General features: G+C 73.4%; 19 protein-coding genes. 9 read left to right on the forward strand and 10 right to left on the reverse strand.

What is annotated here, in order from left to right:
- Positions 1–11: 11 nt before the first annotated feature.
- Genes OG505_RS09925 through OG505_RS09935 form a run of 3 tightly spaced genes read right to left on the reverse strand, consistent with a single transcriptional unit; the run spans position 12 to position 3273 of the window.
- Complete coding sequence (locus tag OG505_RS09925; RefSeq protein WP_405432714.1) at positions 12–1316, reverse strand: FAD-binding oxidoreductase; 1305 nt, start codon at positions 1314–1316, stop codon at positions 12–14.
- A gap of 20 nt (positions 1317–1336) precedes the next feature.
- Entirely contained in the window at positions 1337–2791 is a 1455-nt protein-coding gene (locus OG505_RS09930) for an MFS transporter (protein ID WP_405432716.1), read from the reverse strand.
- The gene (locus OG505_RS09935) at positions 2788–3273 is read right to left on the reverse strand and encodes a carboxymuconolactone decarboxylase family protein (protein ID WP_405432718.1); all 486 of its coding nucleotides are present in this window, start codon (positions 3271–3273) and stop codon (positions 2788–2790) included. The genes OG505_RS09930 and OG505_RS09935 overlap by 4 nt, the downstream gene beginning before the upstream one ends.
- A 47-nt stretch (positions 3274–3320) precedes the next feature.
- Here OG505_RS09935 and OG505_RS09940 point away from each other — a divergent pair, with 47 nt between their 5' ends.
- Complete coding sequence (locus tag OG505_RS09940) at positions 3321–4772, forward strand: PLP-dependent aminotransferase family protein (RefSeq protein ID WP_405432720.1); 1452 nt, start codon at positions 3321–3323, stop codon at positions 4770–4772.
- Here OG505_RS09940 and eis read toward each other — a convergent pair.
- The 3 genes from eis to OG505_RS09955 form a co-directional block, all read right to left on the reverse strand.
- Positions 4763–5953, reverse strand: coding sequence for an enhanced intracellular survival protein Eis (gene eis, locus OG505_RS09945; protein WP_405432722.1), 1191 nt, complete (start codon positions 5951–5953; stop codon positions 4763–4765). The genes OG505_RS09940 and eis overlap by 10 nt on opposite strands.
- Positions 5954–6040: 87 nt before the next feature.
- Positions 6041–7039: a cytochrome d ubiquinol oxidase subunit II gene (cydB, locus tag OG505_RS09950; protein WP_405432723.1), complete on the reverse strand. Its 999-nt coding sequence runs from the start codon at positions 7037–7039 to the stop codon at positions 6041–6043.
- Between the two features lie 14 nt (positions 7040–7053).
- The gene (locus OG505_RS09955) at positions 7054–8469 is read right to left on the reverse strand and encodes a cytochrome ubiquinol oxidase subunit I (RefSeq protein WP_405432724.1); all 1416 of its coding nucleotides are present in this window, start codon (positions 8467–8469) and stop codon (positions 7054–7056) included.
- Positions 8470–8643: 174 nt separating this feature from the next.
- On the opposite strand from OG505_RS09955, the gene OG505_RS09960 reads away from it, so the two are divergent.
- From OG505_RS09960 to OG505_RS09975, 4 genes are all read left to right on the forward strand, one after another.
- Positions 8644–9414 carry a lysophospholipid acyltransferase family protein gene (locus tag OG505_RS09960; RefSeq protein WP_405434443.1) on the forward strand — a complete coding sequence of 257 codons (771 nt, stop codon included), beginning with the start codon at positions 8644–8646 and terminating at the stop codon, positions 9412–9414.
- A gap of 201 nt (positions 9415–9615) precedes the next feature.
- Entirely contained in the window at positions 9616–10383 is a 768-nt protein-coding gene (locus OG505_RS09965) for a glycerophosphodiester phosphodiesterase (protein ID WP_405432725.1), read from the forward strand.
- A 17-nt stretch (positions 10384–10400) separates the two neighbouring features.
- Positions 10401–11792: an MFS transporter gene (locus OG505_RS09970; protein WP_405432726.1), complete on the forward strand. Its 1392-nt coding sequence runs from the start codon at positions 10401–10403 to the stop codon at positions 11790–11792.
- 56 nt (positions 11793–11848) lie between these two features.
- The gene (locus OG505_RS09975) at positions 11849–12562 is read left to right on the forward strand and encodes a thymidine kinase (RefSeq protein WP_405432727.1); all 714 of its coding nucleotides are present in this window, start codon (positions 11849–11851) and stop codon (positions 12560–12562) included.
- Between the two features lie 102 nt (positions 12563–12664).
- Here the strand turns inward: OG505_RS09975 and OG505_RS09980 are convergent, their stop codons facing one another.
- Complete coding sequence (locus tag OG505_RS09980) at positions 12665–13123, reverse strand: hypothetical protein (RefSeq protein WP_405432729.1); 459 nt, start codon at positions 13121–13123, stop codon at positions 12665–12667.
- 135 nt (positions 13124–13258) lie between these two features.
- Here OG505_RS09980 and OG505_RS09985 point away from each other — a divergent pair, with 135 nt between their 5' ends.
- The 3 genes from OG505_RS09985 to OG505_RS09995 all read left to right on the forward strand — a co-directional run bounded on the left by OG505_RS09985 (position 13259) and on the right by OG505_RS09995 (position 16287).
- Positions 13259–14962 (forward strand): acyl-CoA dehydrogenase family protein, encoded by a 1704-nt coding sequence (locus OG505_RS09985; protein WP_405432730.1) that lies wholly within the window; start codon positions 13259–13261, stop codon positions 14960–14962.
- 30 nt (positions 14963–14992) lie between these two features.
- A complete protein-coding gene (locus OG505_RS09990; protein ID WP_405432731.1) occupies positions 14993–15838 on the forward strand; it encodes a hypothetical protein in 846 nt (281 codons plus the stop codon).
- A 77-nt stretch (positions 15839–15915) separates the two neighbouring features.
- The gene (locus OG505_RS09995; RefSeq protein ID WP_405432732.1) at positions 15916–16287 is read left to right on the forward strand and encodes a VOC family protein; all 372 of its coding nucleotides are present in this window, start codon (positions 15916–15918) and stop codon (positions 16285–16287) included.
- Positions 16288–16309: 22 nt separating this feature from the next.
- Here the strand turns inward: OG505_RS09995 and OG505_RS10000 are convergent, their stop codons facing one another.
- Together OG505_RS10000 and OG505_RS10005 are read right to left on the reverse strand one after the other, a co-directional pair.
- Positions 16310–16834, reverse strand: a complete 525-nt coding sequence (locus OG505_RS10000) for an LLM class flavin-dependent oxidoreductase (protein ID WP_405434445.1) — start codon at positions 16832–16834, stop codon at positions 16310–16312.
- A gap of 214 nt (positions 16835–17048) precedes the next feature.
- Positions 17049–18047, reverse strand: a complete 999-nt coding sequence (locus OG505_RS10005) for a tyrosine-type recombinase/integrase (RefSeq protein WP_405432734.1) — start codon at positions 18045–18047, stop codon at positions 17049–17051.
- 23 nt (positions 18048–18070) lie between these two features.
- Here OG505_RS10005 and OG505_RS10010 point away from each other — a divergent pair, with 23 nt between their 5' ends.
- The gene (locus OG505_RS10010) at positions 18071–19234 is read left to right on the forward strand and encodes a helix-turn-helix transcriptional regulator (RefSeq protein ID WP_405432735.1); all 1164 of its coding nucleotides are present in this window, start codon (positions 18071–18073) and stop codon (positions 19232–19234) included.
- On the opposite strand, the gene OG505_RS10015 is transcribed toward OG505_RS10010, so the two are convergent.
- A complete protein-coding gene (locus OG505_RS10015; protein WP_405432736.1) occupies positions 19224–19751 on the reverse strand; it encodes a GNAT family N-acetyltransferase in 528 nt (175 codons plus the stop codon). The genes OG505_RS10010 and OG505_RS10015 overlap by 11 nt on opposite strands.
- Between the last annotated feature and the right edge of the window lie 6 nt (positions 19752–19757).

Genomic DNA, 19757 nt, shown 5'->3' on the forward strand with positions numbered 1-19757 from the left:
CGACGATCACTTCAGCCTCCGACCGGAAAGTTGGATCGGATGAGGTTGTGCGGGTCGTGGCGGCGCTTGGCGGTGCGCAGTCGGGCGAGGACGGCGGGGGTGAAGGCGTCGGTCACTGTCTCGCTGGGGTTGAGGAAGGTCACCGGCTTGCGTCCGCTGACGGGAAGGCTGTCGGCGAGGGCGCGCTGCTTGGCGGTGACGGCCTCGGCGACCGCCGGGTCGGTGGGGATGCCGAAAAGGTAGAGCGCGTAGGGCTCGGTCAGCGGTCCGTGCGGGCTGTCGGACGGGCGGGTGAACGCGCCGCCCAGGTGCCGGATCTGCGCGCTCAACAGCGGTGCGATCGGGTCGGCCAGCAGGGTCTTGGCCGTGGTGTCGTCGAGGCGGGTCAGCAGTTCGCCACGGGAGATGCCCGCGCTGGGACTGGTGGGTTCGGCGGTGATACCGCCGAGTTCGGAGACCGGCATGATCCGCCGGCCGTCGGAGAGGGGGCGGGGTAGGTGGTCCAGCGGGCCGAGCAGGTCGCGCGCCTCCCTCTCGTCACCGAGGTAGGTGAGGTCGATGGCCACCATGGGATCGGAGCCGGGGAAGTGCAGCAGGTCCAGCCAGACGGTCAGCTCGTCGGGCGCGGTGGCGGTGATCTGCCGGTAGGCCTCCATCACGTCCGGAGCGTGCGCGCCGTCCCACAGCACCCGGCCGCCGAACAGGCGTGGAGCGGGATGCAGGGAGAGTTCCAGGGCTGTGACGATCGCGAAGTCGCCACCTCCACCCCGCAGAGCCCAGAACAGGTCGGGGTCGGTGTCGGCGGTGATGTGCCGCTGCCGGGCCTCGGCATCGACGATGTCGAAGGCGGTGACGGAGTCGGCGACCCAGCCGTACGCGCGGCCGAACCAACTCAGCCCGCCGCCGACGGCCACGCCCGTGACGCTGACGACCGGAGAGCTGCCGGGCAGACCGGTCAGGCCGTACGGCGCGGCGGCGGCCTGGACGTGGCTGGACGGCACGCCCGCGCCGATGCGGGCACGGCGGGCGACCGGATCGATCTGCAGGGAGTCAAGCCGGCCGGTGCGCAGCAGGATCGTGCCCTCGGCACGGCCGGTGGCACCGTGCCCGTTCGGCTGGACGGCGATGCCCAATCCGGCGGAGCGGGCATGACGGACGAGCGCGGCGACGTCGGCAGCGTCGGCGGCCTCGACAACCGCCGCCACCGGCTGCTCGACGGCCAGGTTCCAGGGCCGGCGGGCCGCGTCGAAGCCGGTGTCTTCCGGCAGCAGGACCCGGCCCCGGACGGCGGAGCGCAGCGGGTGCAGAGCGTTCATGATCTTGTTCCTTCCGAGAGTCAGACGGCGACGCGTTGGGCGGTGCCGGTGCCGCAGGGTGCCTGCTGGGGGCGGGCGGGGGTGAAGCCGAGGGCGACCAGCGCGGTGAGGGCGATCCCGGCGGCCGCGGCGAACACGGCCGTGCGCAACCCCTCGGTGGTGGCCGCGCGTAGCGCCAATCCCGTCAGGCCGTCGGTGGAGGCACCCGCGATGGCGACCAGGATGGCCAGGCCGACGGCACCCCCGACCTGCTGGGCGGTGGACGCGGCAGCGGAGGCCACACCCTGCTGCTCGGCGGCGGTTCCGGCGGTGGCGGCGCCGAACATCAGCGTGTAGCCGGCACCCTGGCCGAGGCCCAGGACGATCAGGCCGGGCAGCAGTGTCAGGTAGGAGCCGCCGGTGGACAGGCTCGCGCCGACCACGAGCGTCCCGAGACCGCCGACGGTCAAGCCGGCGATCATGGCGGAGCGGGTGCCGCGTTTGGTCGCCAGCCACCCTGCGAGCTGGGATCCGGCGACGATGGCGGCCATCGGCGCCAGGAAGGCCAGGCCGGTACGCAGCGCGTCGTACCCGTGGACCACCTGGAAGTAGACGGTCAGGAAGTACAGCAGGGTGCCGAACGTGCCCATGTACAAAAAGGTGACCAGCACTCCGGTACCCAGGTCCCGGCCGCGCCGCAGTCGCAGCGGCAGCAGGGGGTCCGCGCTGCGGGATTCGATGACTGCGAACGCCGCCAGCAGCAGTGCACCGGTCACGGACGTACTGACTACCGGCAGCGCGGTCCACCCGGACACGGGTCCCTGCACGAGGGCAAACACCAGCAGCGTGATCCCGGCGGTCGCGGTGAGCGCCCCGGCCACATCGAACCGGCGGCCCGTCCTCCGCACTGCGCCGCGCGGGACCAGCGGCAGGGCGAGCAGGGCGGCGGCGCCGCCCAGCGGCACGTTGACGAAGAAGACCGCGGCCCAGCCGAACACGTCGGTCAGTACCCCGCCGATCAGCGAACCGAGGATCATGCCGCTGCCGCCGGCCGTGCCCCAGACCGCGAAGGCGCGGTTGCGCTCCCGGCCTTTGGCGAAGCCGGTGGACACCAGGGCCAGCGTCGCGGGGAACAGCAACGCGCCGCCGAGCCCCTGCGCCGCGCGGGCCGCCACCAACGGCAGGGGTGCGCTGGCCAGTCCGCCCGCCAGCGACGACACCGCGTACACCACCAGCCCCAGCACGAAAATCCGGCGTGGCCCGAACAGGTCCACGGCTCGCCCGCCCAGCAGCAGGAACCCGCCGAACGCGACTGCGTAGGCGCTCACCACCCACTGCAGCGTCTGCGTCGAGAAACCGAGCACCGCGCCGATCTCCGGCAGCGCGACGTACACGATGTTGTAGTCGAGAGAAATGATCAACTGGGCGAAGGCCAGCAGCGCCAATGCCGCGCCCGGGCACCGGAACAGCGCCGCCTGGCTGTTGTTGCCGGTCATCGCCGAACCGCCCGGCCCTGCGGGCTCGGCGCCTTCGCGGTGCTCAGGGCGATGCGGTTCCAGGTGTTGATTGTGAAGATCAGAGCCAGCAGGCCAGCCAGCTGGTGCTCGTCGAAGTGCGCGGCGGCGTGGGCGTACAAGGCGTCGGGGACGCCGCCCTGGGACACCAGGGTGACGGCTTCGGTCAGGTCGAGCGCCGCGCGCTCCCCCTCGGTGAAGAAGCCCGTCGCCTCCCTCCAGACAGCGATCATGTGGAGCCGTTCCTCGTTCTCGCCGGCTTTCCGGGCGTCCGAGGTGTGCATGTGCAGGCAGTAGGCGCAGCCGTTGAGCTGCGAGGCGCGAATCTGGACCAGCTCGACCAGGGCGGGGTCCAGGTCCTGGCGCGCCGCGGCGTCGAAGGCGATCAGTGCCTTGAACGCGGTGGGGGCGGCCTCGGCGAAGTCGAGTCGGGGTCTGCGGTTCACGGTGTTCTCGTTCGTCATGATCTCAACGCTAGGACCACGAAAGACCTGAGATAGGGTGCATTTTCGTGGCAAGTTCATGGGTCAATCTGGCTGAGCAGCTCGGCAGCGACCTGCATCTGGAGCTGACCGGCCCCGGCAGCCGCCGCTCCGCCCTCACCCGCGCCCTGCGGGACGCCGTTAGCGACGGGAGACTCGCCTCCGGCACCCGGCTGCCTCCGTACCGTTCACTCGCCGCCGACCTTGGCCTCGCCCGCAACACCGTCGCCGACGCCTACGCCGAACTGGTCGCTGAGGGGTGGCTGGTCGCCCGGCAGGGCTCGGGCACCCGCGTGGCGGCGCGCATCGAGCCCGTCCGGGTCCCGCGCGTGCCGAAGGAGACGCCCGCACGTCCGGCCCCAGCCGCGCACAACCTCCGGCAGGGCCAGCCTGATGTCGCCTCCTTCCCCCGCTCGGCCTGGCTGGCCGCCACCCGCCGTGCGCTGACCGCCGCACCCAACGAGGCCTTCGGCCCGGGTGACCCGCGAGGCCGTCGCGAATTGCGCCGGGCGCTGGCCGAGTACCTGGCGCGTGCGCGTGGCGTCCGGACCACGCCGGACCGGATCGTGGTGTGCTCCGGCTTCGCCCATGCGCTGCGGCTGCTCTTCGGCGGCCGAGTTCTGCGCGGTCCATTGGCCGTGGAGTCCTACGGGCTCGCCTTTCACCGTGCTGTTCTGGAGTCGGCCTCCGTCCGTACGGTCCCGCTCACGCTCGACGAGCACGGTGCCCGCACGGCCGAGCTGGGGAGCCTCACGGGGGTGCGGGCAGCGCTGCTCACGCCAGCGCACCAGTTCCCGACCGGAGGACCCCTGCCCCCCGAGCGGCGCGTCACCTTGGTGGACTGGGCGCGAACCTGCGGTGGCCTGATCCTGGAGGACGACTACGACGGCGAGTTTCGCTACGACCGTGAACCGGTCGGCGCGGTGCAGGGCCTCGACCCGGAGCGGGTCGTCTATATCGGTTCGATCAGCAAGAGCTTGTCGCCCGCGCTGCGGCTCGGGTGGATGGTGCTGCCCGAGCACCTCGTCGCCCCCGTCCTGACCGCCAAGGGTGAGCGGGAAGCCTGGGCGAGCGTGGCGGACCAACTCACCCTCGCCGACTTCATCGGCTCGGGCCACTACGACCGGCATATTCGCCGCATGCGTCAGCGTTACCGTGCCCGCCGTGACCGCCTCGTCGCCGCACTCGCCGCCCACGCTCCGCATATCGTGCCCACCGGCATCGCCGCCGGGCTGCACGCGGTGCTGCGCCTGCCACCCGGAACCGAGCGCTCCGTCGTCAAGGCCGCCGCCTGGCAGTCGATCGCCCTGGACGGGCTCGCTGATTTCCGCCACCCGTCCGCCGCCATGCCCGCCCACGATGGCCTGGTCGTCGGCTATGCCGCCCCGCCAGACCACGGCTACGGGCCGGCGTTGGAAGCGCTGTGCCGAATCCTCCCTCCGGCCGGGCCGGACGCCGGCGCTGTGCTTCGTCAGAAGTAGTCGAGCAGCTGCGCCGGGCCTGCGGCGCCCAACAGGTCCAGGGCGTCCGGGTCGGCGCTGGCGGCGTGCAGCAGGCCCGCCTCGGCGACCGACCGGGCGCGGGCGGCGCCGGCGTAGAGCAGCGCGAAGCCGCGCACGTCCAGCCGCAGGTCCGCCTCGCCACCGATCCGGGTCAGCTCACCGGCGCCGTCGGCGACGCTCAGCCGCCAGGTGCCGGCGTTCCACTCGGCGACCGCGTCGGCGAGGGTGAACTCGACGGCGCCCTGGGCGTGGGTGGGCCACCCGCGCAGGCCGACCGCCCGGGCCACGTCCACCGGCCGGTGCATCCACAGGTCCCGTTCGTGCTCACGGGCCGACTCCAACGGCAGGTGGGCGCTCACGGCGTCACCGTCGAGCGGGCACAGCCGCAGGGTCGGTGCGACACTGGCCCAACTGCCGAGCACGCCGACGAGTTCCCGGGCGGCCTCGGCGGTGGTCGCCAGGGCCTCGTCGACGGTCAGCACCGAGTCGGCGCCGTAGCCACGGCCCCGTTCCCAGCTGGCGTAACCCACCAGGTCGCCACCGTCCTCGACCAGGGTGAGCGCGTCGCCGGGCAGGCCGCGTTCGGCGGCGAAGAAGTCGAACAACTCGCCCCGGCGGGTCAGCATGCCGTTGCGGTGCCGGGTGACCCGCTCGTACAGGGCGGCGACGGCGGGCAGGTCGGCCGGAGTGCCGGCACGGACGGCCAGCTGCGGGGCGGGCCGGTGCCGGGGCAGCGAGGCGGTGGCCAGATCGACGGTCCGCAGCACACCGGCGGCCTCCCACCCACAGGCCCGGTAGGGGGCGGCGACGGTCGGGTAGAGCGCGCTGATCGCCGCCCCACGATCGTGGGCGCCCCGCAGCAGGGCGGTGAGCATGGCACGAGCCACGCCCCGGCCACGGGCCTCGGGGGCGACGGCCACCCCGGCCACGTCGGCGGCCGGCACCGCCTTTCCCGACCACCACTGGTCGTGGTGCAGGTCGACGGCCTTGCCGACCAGCCGACCGGCGGCGTCGAACGCGCCGTAACGGGTCAGGCCGGGCACCGCGGCGGACGCCTGCGCCGGGCGCTGCGGGTTGGAGCCGAACGCGAACCGACCCAACTCCCAGGCGGCGTCGAGGTCGTCGGCGGTGAGTTCGCGAACGTGCACGGTGGCGGGCATCGGCACACCGTAGCGGGACGGGTCCGCACCGACCGCCGATTTTCAGCCCGGGTGCGGGGCCGGCGTACCGGCCCCGCACCCGGTCGGTCAGTGCTGCGGGATGTTGGCCACGCCGATGCGCTTGCGGAACACCCAGTACGTCCAGCCCTGGTAGGCCAGCACGATCGGGGTGAAGATCACCGCCACCCAGGTCATGATCTTCAGGGTGTACGGGGTGGAGGCGGCGTTGGTGGCCGTCAGCGTGCCGGCCGCGTCCAGCGTGGAGGGCATGACGTTCGGGAACAACGCCGCGAACAGGGTCGCCACGGCCAGGCCGATCGCCACGGCGGTGCCGGTGAACGCCCAGCCCTCCCGGCGTACCCGGGCGGCGGCCAGAGCACCGAGCAGGGCGAGGGCCGCGCCGACGGCGAGCACGACGGCCGCCGCGCTGGAGCGGATGCTCAGCGTCCAGGACAGGAACCCGACGGCGAGCACGGCGGCGCCGACGCCCAGGCGCACCGCGAGGGCGCCCGCGCGCTCGCGGATGTCACCGGTGGTCTTCAGGGCCAGGAACACCGCGCCGTGGGTGAGGAACAACGCCAGGGTGGTCGCGCCACCGAGCAGGGCGTACGGGTTGAGCAGGTCCAGCAGGCCGCCGACGTACTCGTGGTCGGCGTCCAGCGGCACACCGCGCAGGATGTTGGCGAAGGCGACACCCCACAGGATCGCCGGCAGCAGCGAGCCGACCACGATCGCGGTGTCCCAGCGGCGCTTCCAGGACGCCTCCGGCCGCTTGTGCCGGTATTCGAAGGCGACCCCTCGGGCGATCAGGGCCAGCAGGATCAGCAGCAGCGGCAGGTAGAAGCCGGAGAACAGGGTGGCGTACCACTCGGGGAACGCGGCGAACATGGCGCCGCCGGCGGTGATCAGCCACACCTCGTTGCCGTCCCAGACCGGGCCGATGGTGTTGATCAGGACGCGGCGCTCCCGGTCGTCGCGGCCCAGGACGGGCAGCAGCATGCCGACGCCGAAGTCGAAGCCCTCCAGGATGAAGTACCCGGTGAACAGCACGGCGACGAGGAGAAACCAGATGGTGGTCAGTTCCACGATGGGCTCCGGGATCAGTAGGCGAAGGCGAGCGGGCGCTCGGCGTCGTCGTGGGTGTCGTCGATGGGGTGCTCGTCGCTGACGTCGGGCACGCCGGCCTTGGCGTAGCGCAGCAGCAACTTGACCTCGATCACGGCGAGGGTGGCGTAGATGAGCGTGAAGGCGGTGAACGAGGTGAGCACCTCGGCCAGCGAGACGCTGCGGGACACGCCGTTGCGGGTGAGCATCTCGCCGAAGACGATCCACGGCTGGCGGCCCATCTCGGTGAAGATCCAGCCGAAGGAGTTGGCCAGCAGCGGCAGCACCGGCATGGCCAGCCCGGCGCGCAGCAGCCACCGGCTGCGTGGGGTGCGGCCCTTGCGCTGGCTCCAGAGCACCAGCAGGGCGATCGCGGCGGCGGCCAGCCCGAAGGCGATCATGAAGCGGAAGCTCCAGTAGGTGACCGGGATGATCGGGGTGTAGCTGCCGGCGCCGTACTGGCTGGCGTACTGGGCCTGCAGGTCGTTGATGCCCTGCACGGTGCCGTTGGGGTCGCCGGTGCCGAGGAACGACAGCAGGTACGGGATCTTGATGGCGAAGACCTCGCGGCTGCCGTCGAGGCTGCCGACGGTGAGCACGGAGAACGAGGCGGGGCTCTCGGTGGTGTAGAGGCCCTCGGCGGCGGCCATCTTCATCGGCTGCACATCGGTCATGATCTTGCCCTGGATGTCGCCGGTGAACACGACGGCGGCGGAGGCGACCAGGACCACCCAGGAGCCGAACTTCGTGGCGAAACGGTACGCGCCGGTGTCGGCGGAGTCGCGGTTGCGGATCACGTGGTACAGGCCGACGGCCACGACCAGCGACCCGGCGACCAGGAACGAGCCGGCCAGGGTGTGCGGGAAGGTGATCAGGGCGACCTTGTTGGTCATCACCGCCAGGAAGTCGGTCAGTTCGGCGCGGCCGGTCTCCGGGTTGATCCGGTAGCCGACCGGGTTCTGCATGAACGAGTTGGCGGCGAGGATGAAGTAGGCGGACAGGTTGGTGCCGATCGCGGCGGCCCAGATGCTGGCCAGGTGCGCCCGCTTGGGCAGCCGGTCCCAGCCGAAGATCCACAGGCCGATGAAGGTGGATTCGAGGAAGAACGCGACCAGCGCCTCGATGGCCAGCGGTGCGCCGAAGATGTCGCCGACGAAGCGGGAGTAGTCGCTCCAGTTCATGCCGAACTGGAACTCCTGCACGATGCCGGTGACCACGCCCATGGCGAAGTTGATCAGGAAGAGCTTGCCGTAGAACTTGGTGAGCTTGAGGTAGCGCTCGTTGCCGGTGCGGTGCCACATCGTCTGCAGGATGGCCACCAGCACGGACAGGCCGATGGTCAGCGGCACAAAGAGAAAGTGGTAGACGGTCGTGACACCGAACTGCCACCGGGCGACGTCCAACGCGTCCACCTGTTACCCCCAGCTATGCGTACTACGAAACGTAGTAAATACTACTGCTCGTCGTAGCGAATGTGGCAGGGCAAAGCGGCCCGAACCGGCCCGGGACCAATGACCCTGATCACCCCGGACATCTGGCCGACCCGCCCGCACCACCGGGCCGTCGCGTGCGACGATGGCGCGCTGATGAACACCGCGCACTCCCCCTGGCAGCCACCACTGATCTGGCGTGCGGCCCTCGTGCTGGCCCGCGTCCTGGTCGGCCTGCTCGCCCGCCTCGAGGTCACCGGCGAAGTCCCCGCGCACCTGCGCCGCGGCCCGCTCGTGCTGGCCGCCAACCACATCAGTCCGTTCGACCCCGTGGTGATGATCGCCGCCTGCCAGACTCGCGGCATCGCCCCGCGGATCATGGCGACCGCCGGGCTGTTCCGCGCCCCGGTGCTCGGAGCCGCCATGCGCCACGCCGGACACATCCGGGTCGACCGGGGCACCAGCGCCGTGCACCGGGCCCTCGACGACGCCGCCACCGCCGTCGCGACGGGCTCGGTGATCCTCATCTACCCCGAGGGACGCATCGGCCTGGACCCCGGCATGTGGCCCGAACGCGGCAAGACCGGTGTCGCCCGACTCGCCCTGACCGGCGGTGCCCCCGTCATCCCGGTCGCCCAGTGGGGCGCGCACGAGGTGCTGCCCTACCGGGCGCCGAAGGGAATGCTGCGCGGCATCGCCCGCGCGCTGTGGCGCCGCCCGGTGATCCGGGTGCACTTCGGCACGCCCGTCGACCTGGGCGAGGTGAGCGCCGTCAACCCCGGCGCCGCCCGCCGGGCCACCGACCGGATCATCGATGCGCTCACCGACACCCTCGCCCCGCTGCGCTCTGACGAGCCGGACCTGCCCCGGCACGTCGACCCCGGCCGCCCCGCCGACACCAGCCGCGCCCACCGCCGGTCGAGCTAGCCCGGACCCTCCCGCGATCTTGCACTTACTGCCTCGGCATAGAGGGCGTTGCGCGTGTTTCGGCGACAGAAACCGCAAGATCGCGGGGTGGTCGGAGACGAGGACCGTTGCGCGACGACCTGACCAGTGCACCGGTGACACGAGCGTGATCTTCGCCGGCAGGCCACCCACGCGCCACCGACGGCGGGCATACTGCCTCGCGTGCTGAACCGATTCGGCTACCTCGACGCGCCCGCGCCGCTGGCGTTCGCCCACCGTGGCGGCGCGGCCGACGGCGACGAGAACACCACCGAGGCGTTCGCCCGGGCCATCGGGCTCGGCTACCGGTACGTGGAGACCGACGTGCACGCCACCGCCGACGGCGTCGCGGTGATCTTCCACGACCCGACGCTCGAGCGGGTCACCGGCGAGGCGGGGCGCATCGCCGAGATGAGCTGGGCCGACCTCGCCTCGGTACGCGTCGGCGGCGCCGCCGTCGTACCCCGGCTCGACGAGGTGCTGGGCGCCTGGCCGCAGGTCCGCTTCAACATCGACGTGAAGGCCGACGGCGGCGTCGCGCCGACGGTCGCGACCGTGACCCGGGCCGCCGCCGCCGACCGGGTGCTGCTCGCCTCGTTCAGCGACGCCCGGCTGGCCCGGCTGCGGGCCCTGACCGAGGGCCGCGTCGCCACCAGCCTCGGCATGCGCGGCGTGGCCCGGCTGCGGCTCGCCTCCCTGCACGGGCGACCACTGCGACTGCCGCCGTCGGTGGTCGCCGCGCAGGTGCCACCCCGCTACGGGCGGGTGCCGGTGGTGGACCGTCGCTTCCTCGACTACTGCCACCGACTCGGCCTGCAGGTGCACGTCTGGACGATCGACGAACCCGCCCAGATGCACGAGTTACTGGATCGTGGCGTGGATGGCATCATGACCGATCACGTCGGCGTGCTGCGCGGCGTCTACCGCAGCCGCGGCCACTGGGCCGCCTGAGCGTCGAAGGACCCCCGATGGCCGAGACCGTGACCCCCACGGTGGACGACACCCCGCCCCCGGCGAGCACCCGTCGGGAGCGGCGCGGCTGGTACATCTACGACTGGGCGAACTCGGCGTTCCAGACCACGGTGATCACCGTGTTCCTCGGCCCGTTCCTGACCACCGTCGCCGAGCTGGCCGCCGGCTGCGAGCTGGGCGCGGACACCTGCGACGGGTACGTGCACCCGCTGGGCATCCGGGTGGCGGCCGGGTCCTACTACCCGTACCTGATCTCGCTGTCGGTGTTCCTCACCGTGTTCGTGCTGCCGGTCATCGGGGCGATCGCCGACCGGTCCGCGCACAAGAAGCGGCTGCTCGGCGGTGCCGCGTTCACCGGCGCCGCCGCGACCATCGCGATGGCCTTCGTCACCGGCGACCGCTATCTGCTCGGCGGGGCGCTGTTCCTGATCGCCAACATCTCCTTCGGCGCCGCGATCGTGGTCTACAACTCGTTCCTGCCGCAGCTCGGCGGCCCCGACGAACGCGACGGCATCTCCAGCCGCGGCTGGGCGCTGGGCTACCTGGGCGGTGGCGTGCTGCTGGCGCTGAACCTGGTCGCGGTCACCCTGCTCAGCGAGGACGACAACCCGCAGCGCACCCTGGACCTGGCCCGCTGGTCGATCGTCTCCGCCGGGGTGTGGTGGGCCGCGTTCACGCTGGTGCCGCTGCGTTGGCTGCGCGAACGCCCCAGCACGGCGGCCCTCGCGGCGCGCGGCAACGTCCTCACCGACGGGTTCCGGCAGCTCGGCCGCACCGTGCGCGAGGTCAAGGCGTACCCGCTGACGCTGTTCTTCCTGCTCGCCTTCCTGGTCTACAACGACGGCATCCAGACCGTCATCACCCTCGCCAGCCAGTACGGCACCGAGGAACTGAAGCTGGAGCAGGGCACCCTGATCGTGACGATCCTGCTGGTGCAGTTCCTCGCCTTCGGTGGGGCGCTCGCCCTCGGCGCGCTGGCCCGGCGCATCGGCGCGTGGAAGACGGTGCTGCTGTCCCTGGTGCTGTGGATCGGTGTGATCCTCGGCGCGTTCCGGCTGCCCGCCGAGGCGCCGGTGCCGTTCATGATCCTCGGCGGGGCGATCGGTCTGGTCCTCGGCGGCAGCCAGGCGCTGAGCCGTTCCCTGTTCAGCCAGCTCATCCCGGCCGGCAAGGAGGGCGAGTACTACGGCTTCTACGAGATCAGCGACAAGGGCACCAGCTGGCTCGGTCCGCTCGCGTTCGGCCTGGTGTTCCAGCTCACCGCCTCGTATCGGGTGGGCCTGGTCTCACTGCTGATCTTCTTCGTGCTGGGCTTCGCACTGCTGGCCGCCGTGCCGATCCGTCGGGCCATCGTCGCCGCCGGCAACACGCCACCCCGGGTGCTCTGAGCACGCATCCCGCACCTGACAGATCCGGGCCGGTCGATCGGCTAGGCTGCCCGACCGTGACTGACGACGCCGCCGCACCGACCTGCCTGGCCCACCCGTTCCCCGGCCAGCCGCACCCTCCGGCGGGGTGCGCGGCGGCGCGCGGGCTCGACGGGCGTCCGGTGCACGCCGCGGCGTTGAAGTTCTTCTGGGGGCCGATGGACTGCGGCAAGTCCACCATGGCGTTGCAGATGAACTACAACCACGCTCGGCAGGGTCGCCGCGGGCTGGTCACCACCCGCATCGACCGGTCGCTGGGCCCGCAGGTCACCACCCGCATCGGCCTGGCCCACGAGGCCGTCGAGGTCACCGACGACCTGGACCTGCGGGCTCTCGTGCGGGGCCGGTGGGCCGACGGGGTACGCGTCGACTACCTGATCTGCGACGAGGCCTGCTTCTACACCGTCGAACACGTCGAGCAGATGGCCGAGCTGGTGGACAGCTACGACGTGGACGTGTTCGCGTTCGGCCTCGCCACCGACTTCCGGTCCTGCCTGTTCCCCGCCGCGCAGCGCCTGTTCGAGCTGGCCGACGAGGTGGCCCGCATCCAGGTCGAGGTGCTCTGCTGGTGCGGCCGCGAGGGGCTGCTCAACGCCCGCGTCGTCGACGGCCGGGTGGTGCGCGAGGGCGCGCAGGTCGTCATCGGCGACACCGTCGACACCGCCGACGTGCGTTACCAGGTGCTGTGTCGTCGGCACTACCGCAGCGGCGACCTCGGCCCCCGCGACTGAGGCTCCGCCGTGTCGGAGTATGGCCCAGACCGGGCACTCGCTCCCCAGGCGGCGTAAATCCACACGAACCACCTGGGCCGCTCTGGCCGGACGACCGGCGGCTCAGAAGGGGTCACCGCACACCCGCCAGTCGCCGTTCTCACGGACCACCGGCAGGCGGCGTTCCTCGCTGATGCCGCCGTCGCGGGTCAACCGCACCGTCACCGTGCCGCGGGGACGCCCGCCCTTGGTGGCCACCGACACGTCGGTGATCTCGTAGTCGGTCACCATCGGTGGCGTACGCACCCAGCTGGTGAACCCGATCGCGCTCCACCGGGTACGCGCGTCCGAGCAGAGCCGCTCGTACGCCTGGTCGCTGTCGCCGAGGGTCACCTCGCTCAGGAAACCGTCGGCGGTCTCCCGGATCGGGCCGGCGGCCTGCCGCACCGTCTGCAGGTTCCACGCCCCCAGCCCGGCCACCCCGACGCAGCACAGCGCCATGCCGAACCCGGCGAACGCCAGCCCGGTGCGCATCGGGCGGTGCCGCCGGGCCGGTCGGCTCCACGACTGGCCGGCACCCACGATTACCGACCGTAGAGAACACCGTCGCGGTGAGGCAGGACAAGCGGGAAACTGGGTGCGCCCGAGGCCCTGTTCGCGGCGGCGGCGCATCGTCTACCGTCGGCGCACACCCCCAGCAGCGCCAGGAGTCGATCGATGAGCCGCTTCGTGCAGCCGGTACCACCGCCCGCCGACCCGTACGCCGGTGACACCCTGCTGCGGTCCTGGCTGGAGCGTCACCTCGGCCCGGCCGGACACGCGGCCGCCAAGGGTCGCCTCGCCGAGCTGGCCGCCGAGGTCACCGGGCCGCTGCGCGCGGCGCACGCCGACGCCGAGGCGCACCCGCCGACGCTGGTCCGCTACGACCCGTGGGGCGCGCGGATCGACCGGATCGACACGTCCGCCGGCTGGCAGGCGCAGCGGGCCGCCGCCGCCCGGCACGCCGTGGTGGCGCTGCCCTACCTGCCCGACGCGCGCGGCACCTGGGGCGCCGCCGCACGGGTCGTGCAACACGCGCTGCTGCACCTGTACGGGCCGGAGTCGGCGACGTTCTCCTGCCCGGTGGCGATGGCCGACGGGGCGGCGGCGCTGCTCAGCATGCCGGATGTCGACGCCGGGATCCGGGACGCGTGGCTGCCCCGGCTGATCTCCACGGACCCGGGCACGGCGATCACCAGTGGGCAGTGGATGACCGAGGCGCAGGGCGGCTCGGACCTGGGCCGATCGAGCACGGTGGGCCGACCGGCGGCGGACGGGTCCTGGCGGCTGACCGGCGAGAGGTGGTTCTGCTCCGCCGCCGACGCGGCGATGGCGGTGGCGCTGGCCCGCCCCGAGGGCGCCGGGCGGGGCAGCCGGGTGCTCGCCCCGTTCCTCGTTCCCCGGTACGCGGTCGACTCGCCGCTGGCCACCGGCGCGGCGCCGGACGCGCCCGCCCCCGGCGTCACCGTGCACCGGCTCAAGGACAAGCTCGGCACCCGGGCGCTGCCGACCGCCGAGATCGGCCTGCACGACGCGTACGCGCTGCCGTTGGGCGACCCGTCGGTGCCCGGCCTGGTCCGGGCGATGACCCTGGTCGTGGTGACCCGGGTGCACAACGCCGCCGCCGCGGCCGGCGGGATGCGACGGGGGCTCGCCTACGCCCGCGCGTACGCCGACGCGCGGCACGTGGCGGGCGGCGCGTTGGCGTCCTCGCCGTTGCACCGCGCCACGCTGGGTGCTCTCGCGGTCGACGCGGCGGGTGCGTTCGCCCTCGCGGGGCACGCGTTCGCGCTGCTCGGGCGGGTCGAGGTCGGCGCCGACCCGGAGGCCGCCGCGGAGCTGCGCATCGTGGCGCCGCTGGCGAAGCTGGCCACCGGTCGGCTCGCCGTCAGCTCGGCCAGCGAGTACGTGGAGAGCTTCGGCGGCGCGGGCTACGTGGAGGACACCGGCGTGCCTCGGCTGCTGCGCGACGCGCAGGTGCTGCCGATCTGGGAGGGCACGACCAACGTGCTGGCCCTGGACGTGCTGCGCGCGCTGAGCCGGGAGGACGCCGGGGCGCCCCTGCTGAGCCGGCTGGCCGCCGCCGTCGACCTGGCCCGGCCGCTGTCGCCCGCGCTGGCCGACACCCTCGCGTCGGCCGCCGGGCAGCTGCGCGACACCATCACGGCGGTGACGGCCGACCCGGGCGCGGCGGCGGTGCTCGCGGGCGCCCGCGGCCTGGCGCTGCGCCTGGCGTACGCGCTGACCGCCGCCCTGCTCGTGGAGCACGCCGCGTGGGGTGACGAGCAGGCGGAGCTGGCCGCCCGGCTGTGGGCGCGGCGGTGGCTGCGGCACGAGGACATCGCCGAGGACGCCCACCACCACCTGGATCTGCTCTGCTGACCGGTCGACACGAGCGGGGGGTGACGGCCGGTGGACGTCCTGATCGAGCTGGGCGACACCCGGGGCGCTCCCCCGACTCACCGTCGGGCGCCGCGCGCGCCGTCGCGGCGGTGGCGGGTGGCGCTGCTGCTGGCGGCGTGCGCGTTGCTCGGCGGCGCCGCCGCTCCCGCACACCTGTCGACGCGGGTGGGGCCGCCGGTGTCCGGCCACGCGACCCTGCTGGGCGCGGGCCCGCTGCTGCTGGTCGTGGACCCGCCGACGCTGAGCGCGTACGACGTGGCGGCACCGTACCGCGCCCCGCGCTGGCGGGTCGCCGTGCCGCCCGCCGCCGGGTGGTCCGCCGAGGCCGCCGGTGACGTGCTGCTGCTCACCGAGCGCGATCAGGCGCGTCAGGCCGTGGCGACGACCGCCCGGTCGATGCGTACCGGCGAGGCGCTGTGGCGGCGACCGGAGCGGGTGTACGCGGTCGGCGAGGCGGCGGTGGCGGGGTACGACCTGCCCGGGCTGGCGCCGCGCTGGGAAATGCCGGTGCAGCCGGGCGAGCTGACCCTGCGGGCCTGTCAGGGCCTGGTCTGCGCGCAGGACGAGCACGGCCGCCGGGCCCTCGATCCGGCCTCCGGCGTCGTTCGCTGGACGTGGCCGGCCGGGGCGCGCTGGCACACCGTGGCGGGTACGCGGGCGGCCACCGACGCGCTGGTGCTGCTGCAGACGGCGGCGGACGGCCGGCGCACCCTGGTCGCCACGGCAGGTCGGGACGGCCCCCGGGTGCGCGGCGCGCTCCCGGTGGGGGTGAGCCACTGCCGGCGGGCCGGCAGTGGCCTGGCCTGCCGCGAGAGCGCCTCGCGGGTGACGGTGTGGCCACTCGGCGCGCCCTGAACCCGGGCGTCGTCGGTGTCGAGAAACGCCGACGTACCTGACATTGGTTGGCAGGTACACCGGAGCAGACTGCCCGCATGACGACAACCGCCGACCTCGCGATGGTCAACCTGGACAGCTCCGACCCGGCCGCGCACGCCGCCTTCTACCACCGGGCGTTGGGCTGGGAGATCACCCACAGCCAAGCCGAGTACGCGATGATCAGCGGCGGTGGCGCGTCCATCGGCTTCGGTCTGGTCGAGGGCTACCAGCCGCCGTCCTGGCCGGACCCGGCCGCGCAGAAGCGGTACCACCTCGACCTCTACGTCGACGACCTGGCCATGGCCGAGAAGGAGTTCGTCGCCGCCGGTGCGTCGAAGCCGGAGTTCCAACCCGGCGGCGACCGGTGGGTGGTGCTCCTCGACCCCATCGGGCAGCCGTTCTGCATCTGCCCCCGCCCGCAGGGCTGACCTGCGGCTGCGGCCGCGACGCTCAGCGCAGCGGACCTCGGGCCACCGCGGCGCGCATCGCCGCCGGGTCGCCGACCGGGACGTACTCCAGCCACCAGGTGGCCCCGGCGGCGGCCAGCTCACGGAGGTAGGCCCGTTCGGCGCGCTCGTCCGGGCGGCGGCGTCGCCCGCCGATCGCCACGTCGAACGGCTGACCGTCGGCCCGGGTCGGTGGCATGGCCGCGACCAGGTCTCGGACCTCGTCGGGGGTGAAGTCGGCCCAGCCGTCGGTGTCGGTGAGCTTGTACGGCACGATGCCGTCGGCGCGGGCCGCGCGGCGTCGGACCGCCCCGGCCTGGGTGCTGCCGCCGACCCAGACCGGCACCCGGGGCGACTGCACGGGCGGCGGCCGCAGCGCCACCTTCTCCGCCACGGTGGCCCGGCCCGCGCTCAGGTGGTCGAGGGTCAGCACCTCGCGGGCCAGCTTCGCCGGACGGCGGCGGGGCAGCGCCGTGACCGTGGTGCCCAGCCGCACCCGGTCGGTGCGCCCGGCGATCGCGGTCAGCACCAAGCCCGGCGGCTGGACGTGGAGCCGACCGCAAGACCCCGCTCGCGGGGCTGGTGGCATTGAAGCGTCAACCCGGCACCGCGCCAGCGGGTCAGACCGGGACCGTCTCACCGCAAGGCGGGACTGCCAATCGCCTGCTCGCTAGAGCGCACTGAGAGGCAACGGATCTCCAGACCGTGTCTCATCCGCCGACCGTAGGCCGGGGGTGGGACAGTCAGCCGCGGCGACGGGACCGGGCGGCCCACACCGCGTACGCCGGGTCGCGGTCGAGGTTGTGCCGGTCCCGGTCGTAGCGGCGGGTGGTACGCGGGTCGGCGTGGCCCATGGCGTCCTGCACGTCTTCGAGGGGGACGCCCTCGGAGCGGGCGGTGGTGGCGAACGCGTGTCGCAGCGAGTGCGGGGACAGCCGCGCCCAGGCCGCGATGCCGGCGGCGCGGGCGAGTCGGCGGACCATCCGGAACACCGAGTGCCGGTCGAGCCTCGCGCCGCTGGCGGTGACCAGCAGGGGCCCGGTCAGGTGGGTCACCGGCACGCCGGCGGTGGCGGCCCGCTGCGCCAGGTACGCGTCCACCGCGTACGCGGTGCCCGGGGTGAGGGCGCGGCGGCGTTGCTTGCCGCCCTTGCCGACGAAGCGCACGCTGCGGTGCCCACGTTCGGTGCCGAGATCGGTCAGGTCCAGCGAGACCAGCTCCCCGACCCGCAGGCCCAGATCGGCCAGCAGCGCGATCGCCGCCCGGTTGCGGGGCGCTGTCGGGCCGGTCTCCGCGTCGGCGGCGGCGAGCAGCGCGTCCACCTCCTCCGGGGTGAGCCCGACGGTGGCGGAGTGGTCCCGGTCGACGCGGGGCCGGTCCGCGCCGGAGACCGGGTTGGCCGGCACGCCGCCGAGCTTGACGAGGAAGTCGTACCAGCTGGACAGCGCCGACAGCCGACGTGCCACGGTCGCCGGGGTCAACGGTCGCCCGCTGCGGGCGACGAGAGTGGCTTCCAGCGCGCGGGCGTACTCGTTGATGTGCAGGAAGGTGGCCCGCAGCGGATCCAGGTCATGCCCGGCGCACCAGCTGAGCCACGCGGTGACGTCGCGTCGGTAGGCGTCGCGGGTGTGCTCGGACAGCCGGCGGTTGCGCAGCCACGCCTCGGTGACGTCGACCGGCCCGCTCGGCAGGGCCGGTCGGGCGGTGGGGCGGGCGAGCACGGGAGCGTCGGAGGACACCATGTGAAAAAGGTTCTCAGCAGCGGATGGGATTGCCACGCAGGCGCGCCGACGCCGGCCGGCGCGGCGGCGCGGACGGTGTCGGCTACGGTCGCACGGTGCGTGCCAGCCGGCTGGTCTCCCTGCTGCTGCTCCTGCAGGCCCGGGGGCGGATGACCGCCGCCGAACTGGCCGACGCCCTGGAGGTGTCGGTGCGCACGGTGTATCGCGACGTGGAGTCGCTGGGGGCCGCCGGTGTGCCGGTGTACGCCGAGCGTGGCCCGGCCGGCGGTTACCGCCTGCTCGACGGCTACCGCACCCGGCTCACCGGCCTGACCGCCGGTGAGGCCGAGGCGTTGTTCCTGGCCGGAGTGCCCGGCCCGGCCGCCGAGCTGGGCCTGGGCTCGGTGCTGGCCACGGCGGAGCTGAAGCTGCGTGCCGCCCTGCCGGCGGACCTCGCCGACCCCGGCGGCAGGATCCGGCAGCGGTTCCACCTGGACGCGCCGAGCTGGTTTCGCGAACCCGAGCCGACACCGCACCTGGCGGCGCTGGCCACGTCGGTGTGGGAGGACCGTCGGGTCCGGGTGCGCTACCGGCGGTGGCAGGTGCCCCGGGAGGTGACCCGAATCCTCGACCCGCTCGGCGTGGTGCTCAAGGCCGGCCGCTGGTACCTGGTCGCCGCCGCGTCCGGGCAGGTGCGCACCTACCGGGTGGGCGCGATCCTGGAGCTGACCGTGCTGGACGAACCCGCCGAGCGGCCGACCGGGTTCGACCTGGCGGCCTGCTGGCAGGAGCACGCCGAACGCTACGAGCGGGGCGTCTATCGCGCCGAGGCCCGGGTGCGGATGACCGTGGCGGCGCTGGCGCGCACGACGCACCTGCTCCCACCGGCGATGAGCCGCGCGGCGCAGGACCACGCCGGCGGGCCGGACGCGGACGGCTGGGTCACGACGACCGTGCCGATCGAGTCGGTCCGACACGGCTGCGTCGAGATGCTCAAGCTCGGCGCGCAGGTGGAGGTGCTCGCCCCGCCCGAGTTGCGGGAACGGCTCGCCAGCACCGCCCACGCGCTCGCCGCCCTCTACCCACCGCCCGCCGCAGCGCCGACGCCCGGCGACGCCTCTGCCGGGGAGCCGACGCCTGGCGACGCGCCGACGGCCGGCACCTCGGGGCGGGTGCCGGCCGTCGAGGCCGTCGCGGTCAGGCGTTGATCTGTCGGCGGCCGTCAACTCCTACGCCCAGCCGTTTCTCGAACCAGTGCTCGGCGTACGGGCCGTGCGAGTACGCGGGGATCTCGGCGTAGCCGTGCCGGGCGTACAGGGCGCGGGCCTCGACCAGGTCGGAGCGGGTGTCGAGCCGGATCCGGTCCGCCCCGACCGCCCGCGCCCGCTGCTCGACGGCGGCCAGCAGCTCCGCGCCCCCACCGGCGCCCCGGTACGCGGGGCGAAGGAACACGCGGGTCAACTCGGCCCAGTCGGGATGCCACCGCAGCCCCGCGCACCCGGCCAGGTCCGCGTCGCGGTGCGCGAGCAGAAGCAGACCATTGGGGTACGCCAGGTCGTCGCTGGGCATCTCGGCCAGCGCCGCGTCGACCTCGCCGGGGCGGGCCGGGCGGCGGTGGTAGCGCACCACCATTTCGGTCATGTACTCGCGCAGGAGCTGCGTCGCGTCAGGATGGTCGGGCCGGGTGAGGGCGGTCGCCCAGGCGGGCCGCAGGGTCGTGGTCACCCGTCG

Source organism: Micromonospora sp. NBC_00617, assembly GCF_045161355.1.
Taxonomy (GTDB): Bacteria; Actinomycetota; Actinomycetes; order Mycobacteriales; family Micromonosporaceae; genus Micromonospora.

What these genes read in the sequence shown, in the direction of transcription:
- OG505_RS10010 (WP_405432735.1), top strand. Translation starts at nt 18,071, where the DNA reads ATGGGATTGCCACGCAGGCGCGCCGACGCCGGCCGGCGCGGCGGCGCG.
- OG505_RS09930 (WP_405432716.1), bottom strand. Translation starts at nt 2,791, where the DNA reads ATGACCGGCAACAACAGCCAGGCGGCGCTGTTCCGGTGCCCGGGCGCG.
- OG505_RS09960 (WP_405434443.1), top strand. Translation starts at nt 8,644, where the DNA reads ATGAACACCGCGCACTCCCCCTGGCAGCCACCACTGATCTGGCGTGCG.
- OG505_RS09985 (WP_405432730.1), top strand. Translation starts at nt 13,259, where the DNA reads ATGAGCCGCTTCGTGCAGCCGGTACCACCGCCCGCCGACCCGTACGCC.
- OG505_RS09935 (WP_405432718.1), bottom strand. Translation starts at nt 3,273, where the DNA reads ATGACGAACGAGAACACCGTGAACCGCAGACCCCGACTCGACTTCGCC.
- OG505_RS09970 (WP_405432726.1), top strand. Translation starts at nt 10,401, where the DNA reads ATGGCCGAGACCGTGACCCCCACGGTGGACGACACCCCGCCCCCGGCG.
- OG505_RS09995 (WP_405432732.1), top strand. Translation starts at nt 15,916, where the DNA reads ATGACGACAACCGCCGACCTCGCGATGGTCAACCTGGACAGCTCCGAC.
- OG505_RS09925 (WP_405432714.1), bottom strand. Translation starts at nt 1,316, where the DNA reads ATGAACGCTCTGCACCCGCTGCGCTCCGCCGTCCGGGGCCGGGTCCTG.
- eis (WP_405432722.1), bottom strand. Translation starts at nt 5,953, where the DNA reads ATGCCCGCCACCGTGCACGTTCGCGAACTCACCGCCGACGACCTCGAC.
- OG505_RS10005 (WP_405432734.1), bottom strand. Translation starts at nt 18,047, where the DNA reads ATGGTGTCCTCCGACGCTCCCGTGCTCGCCCGCCCCACCGCCCGACCG.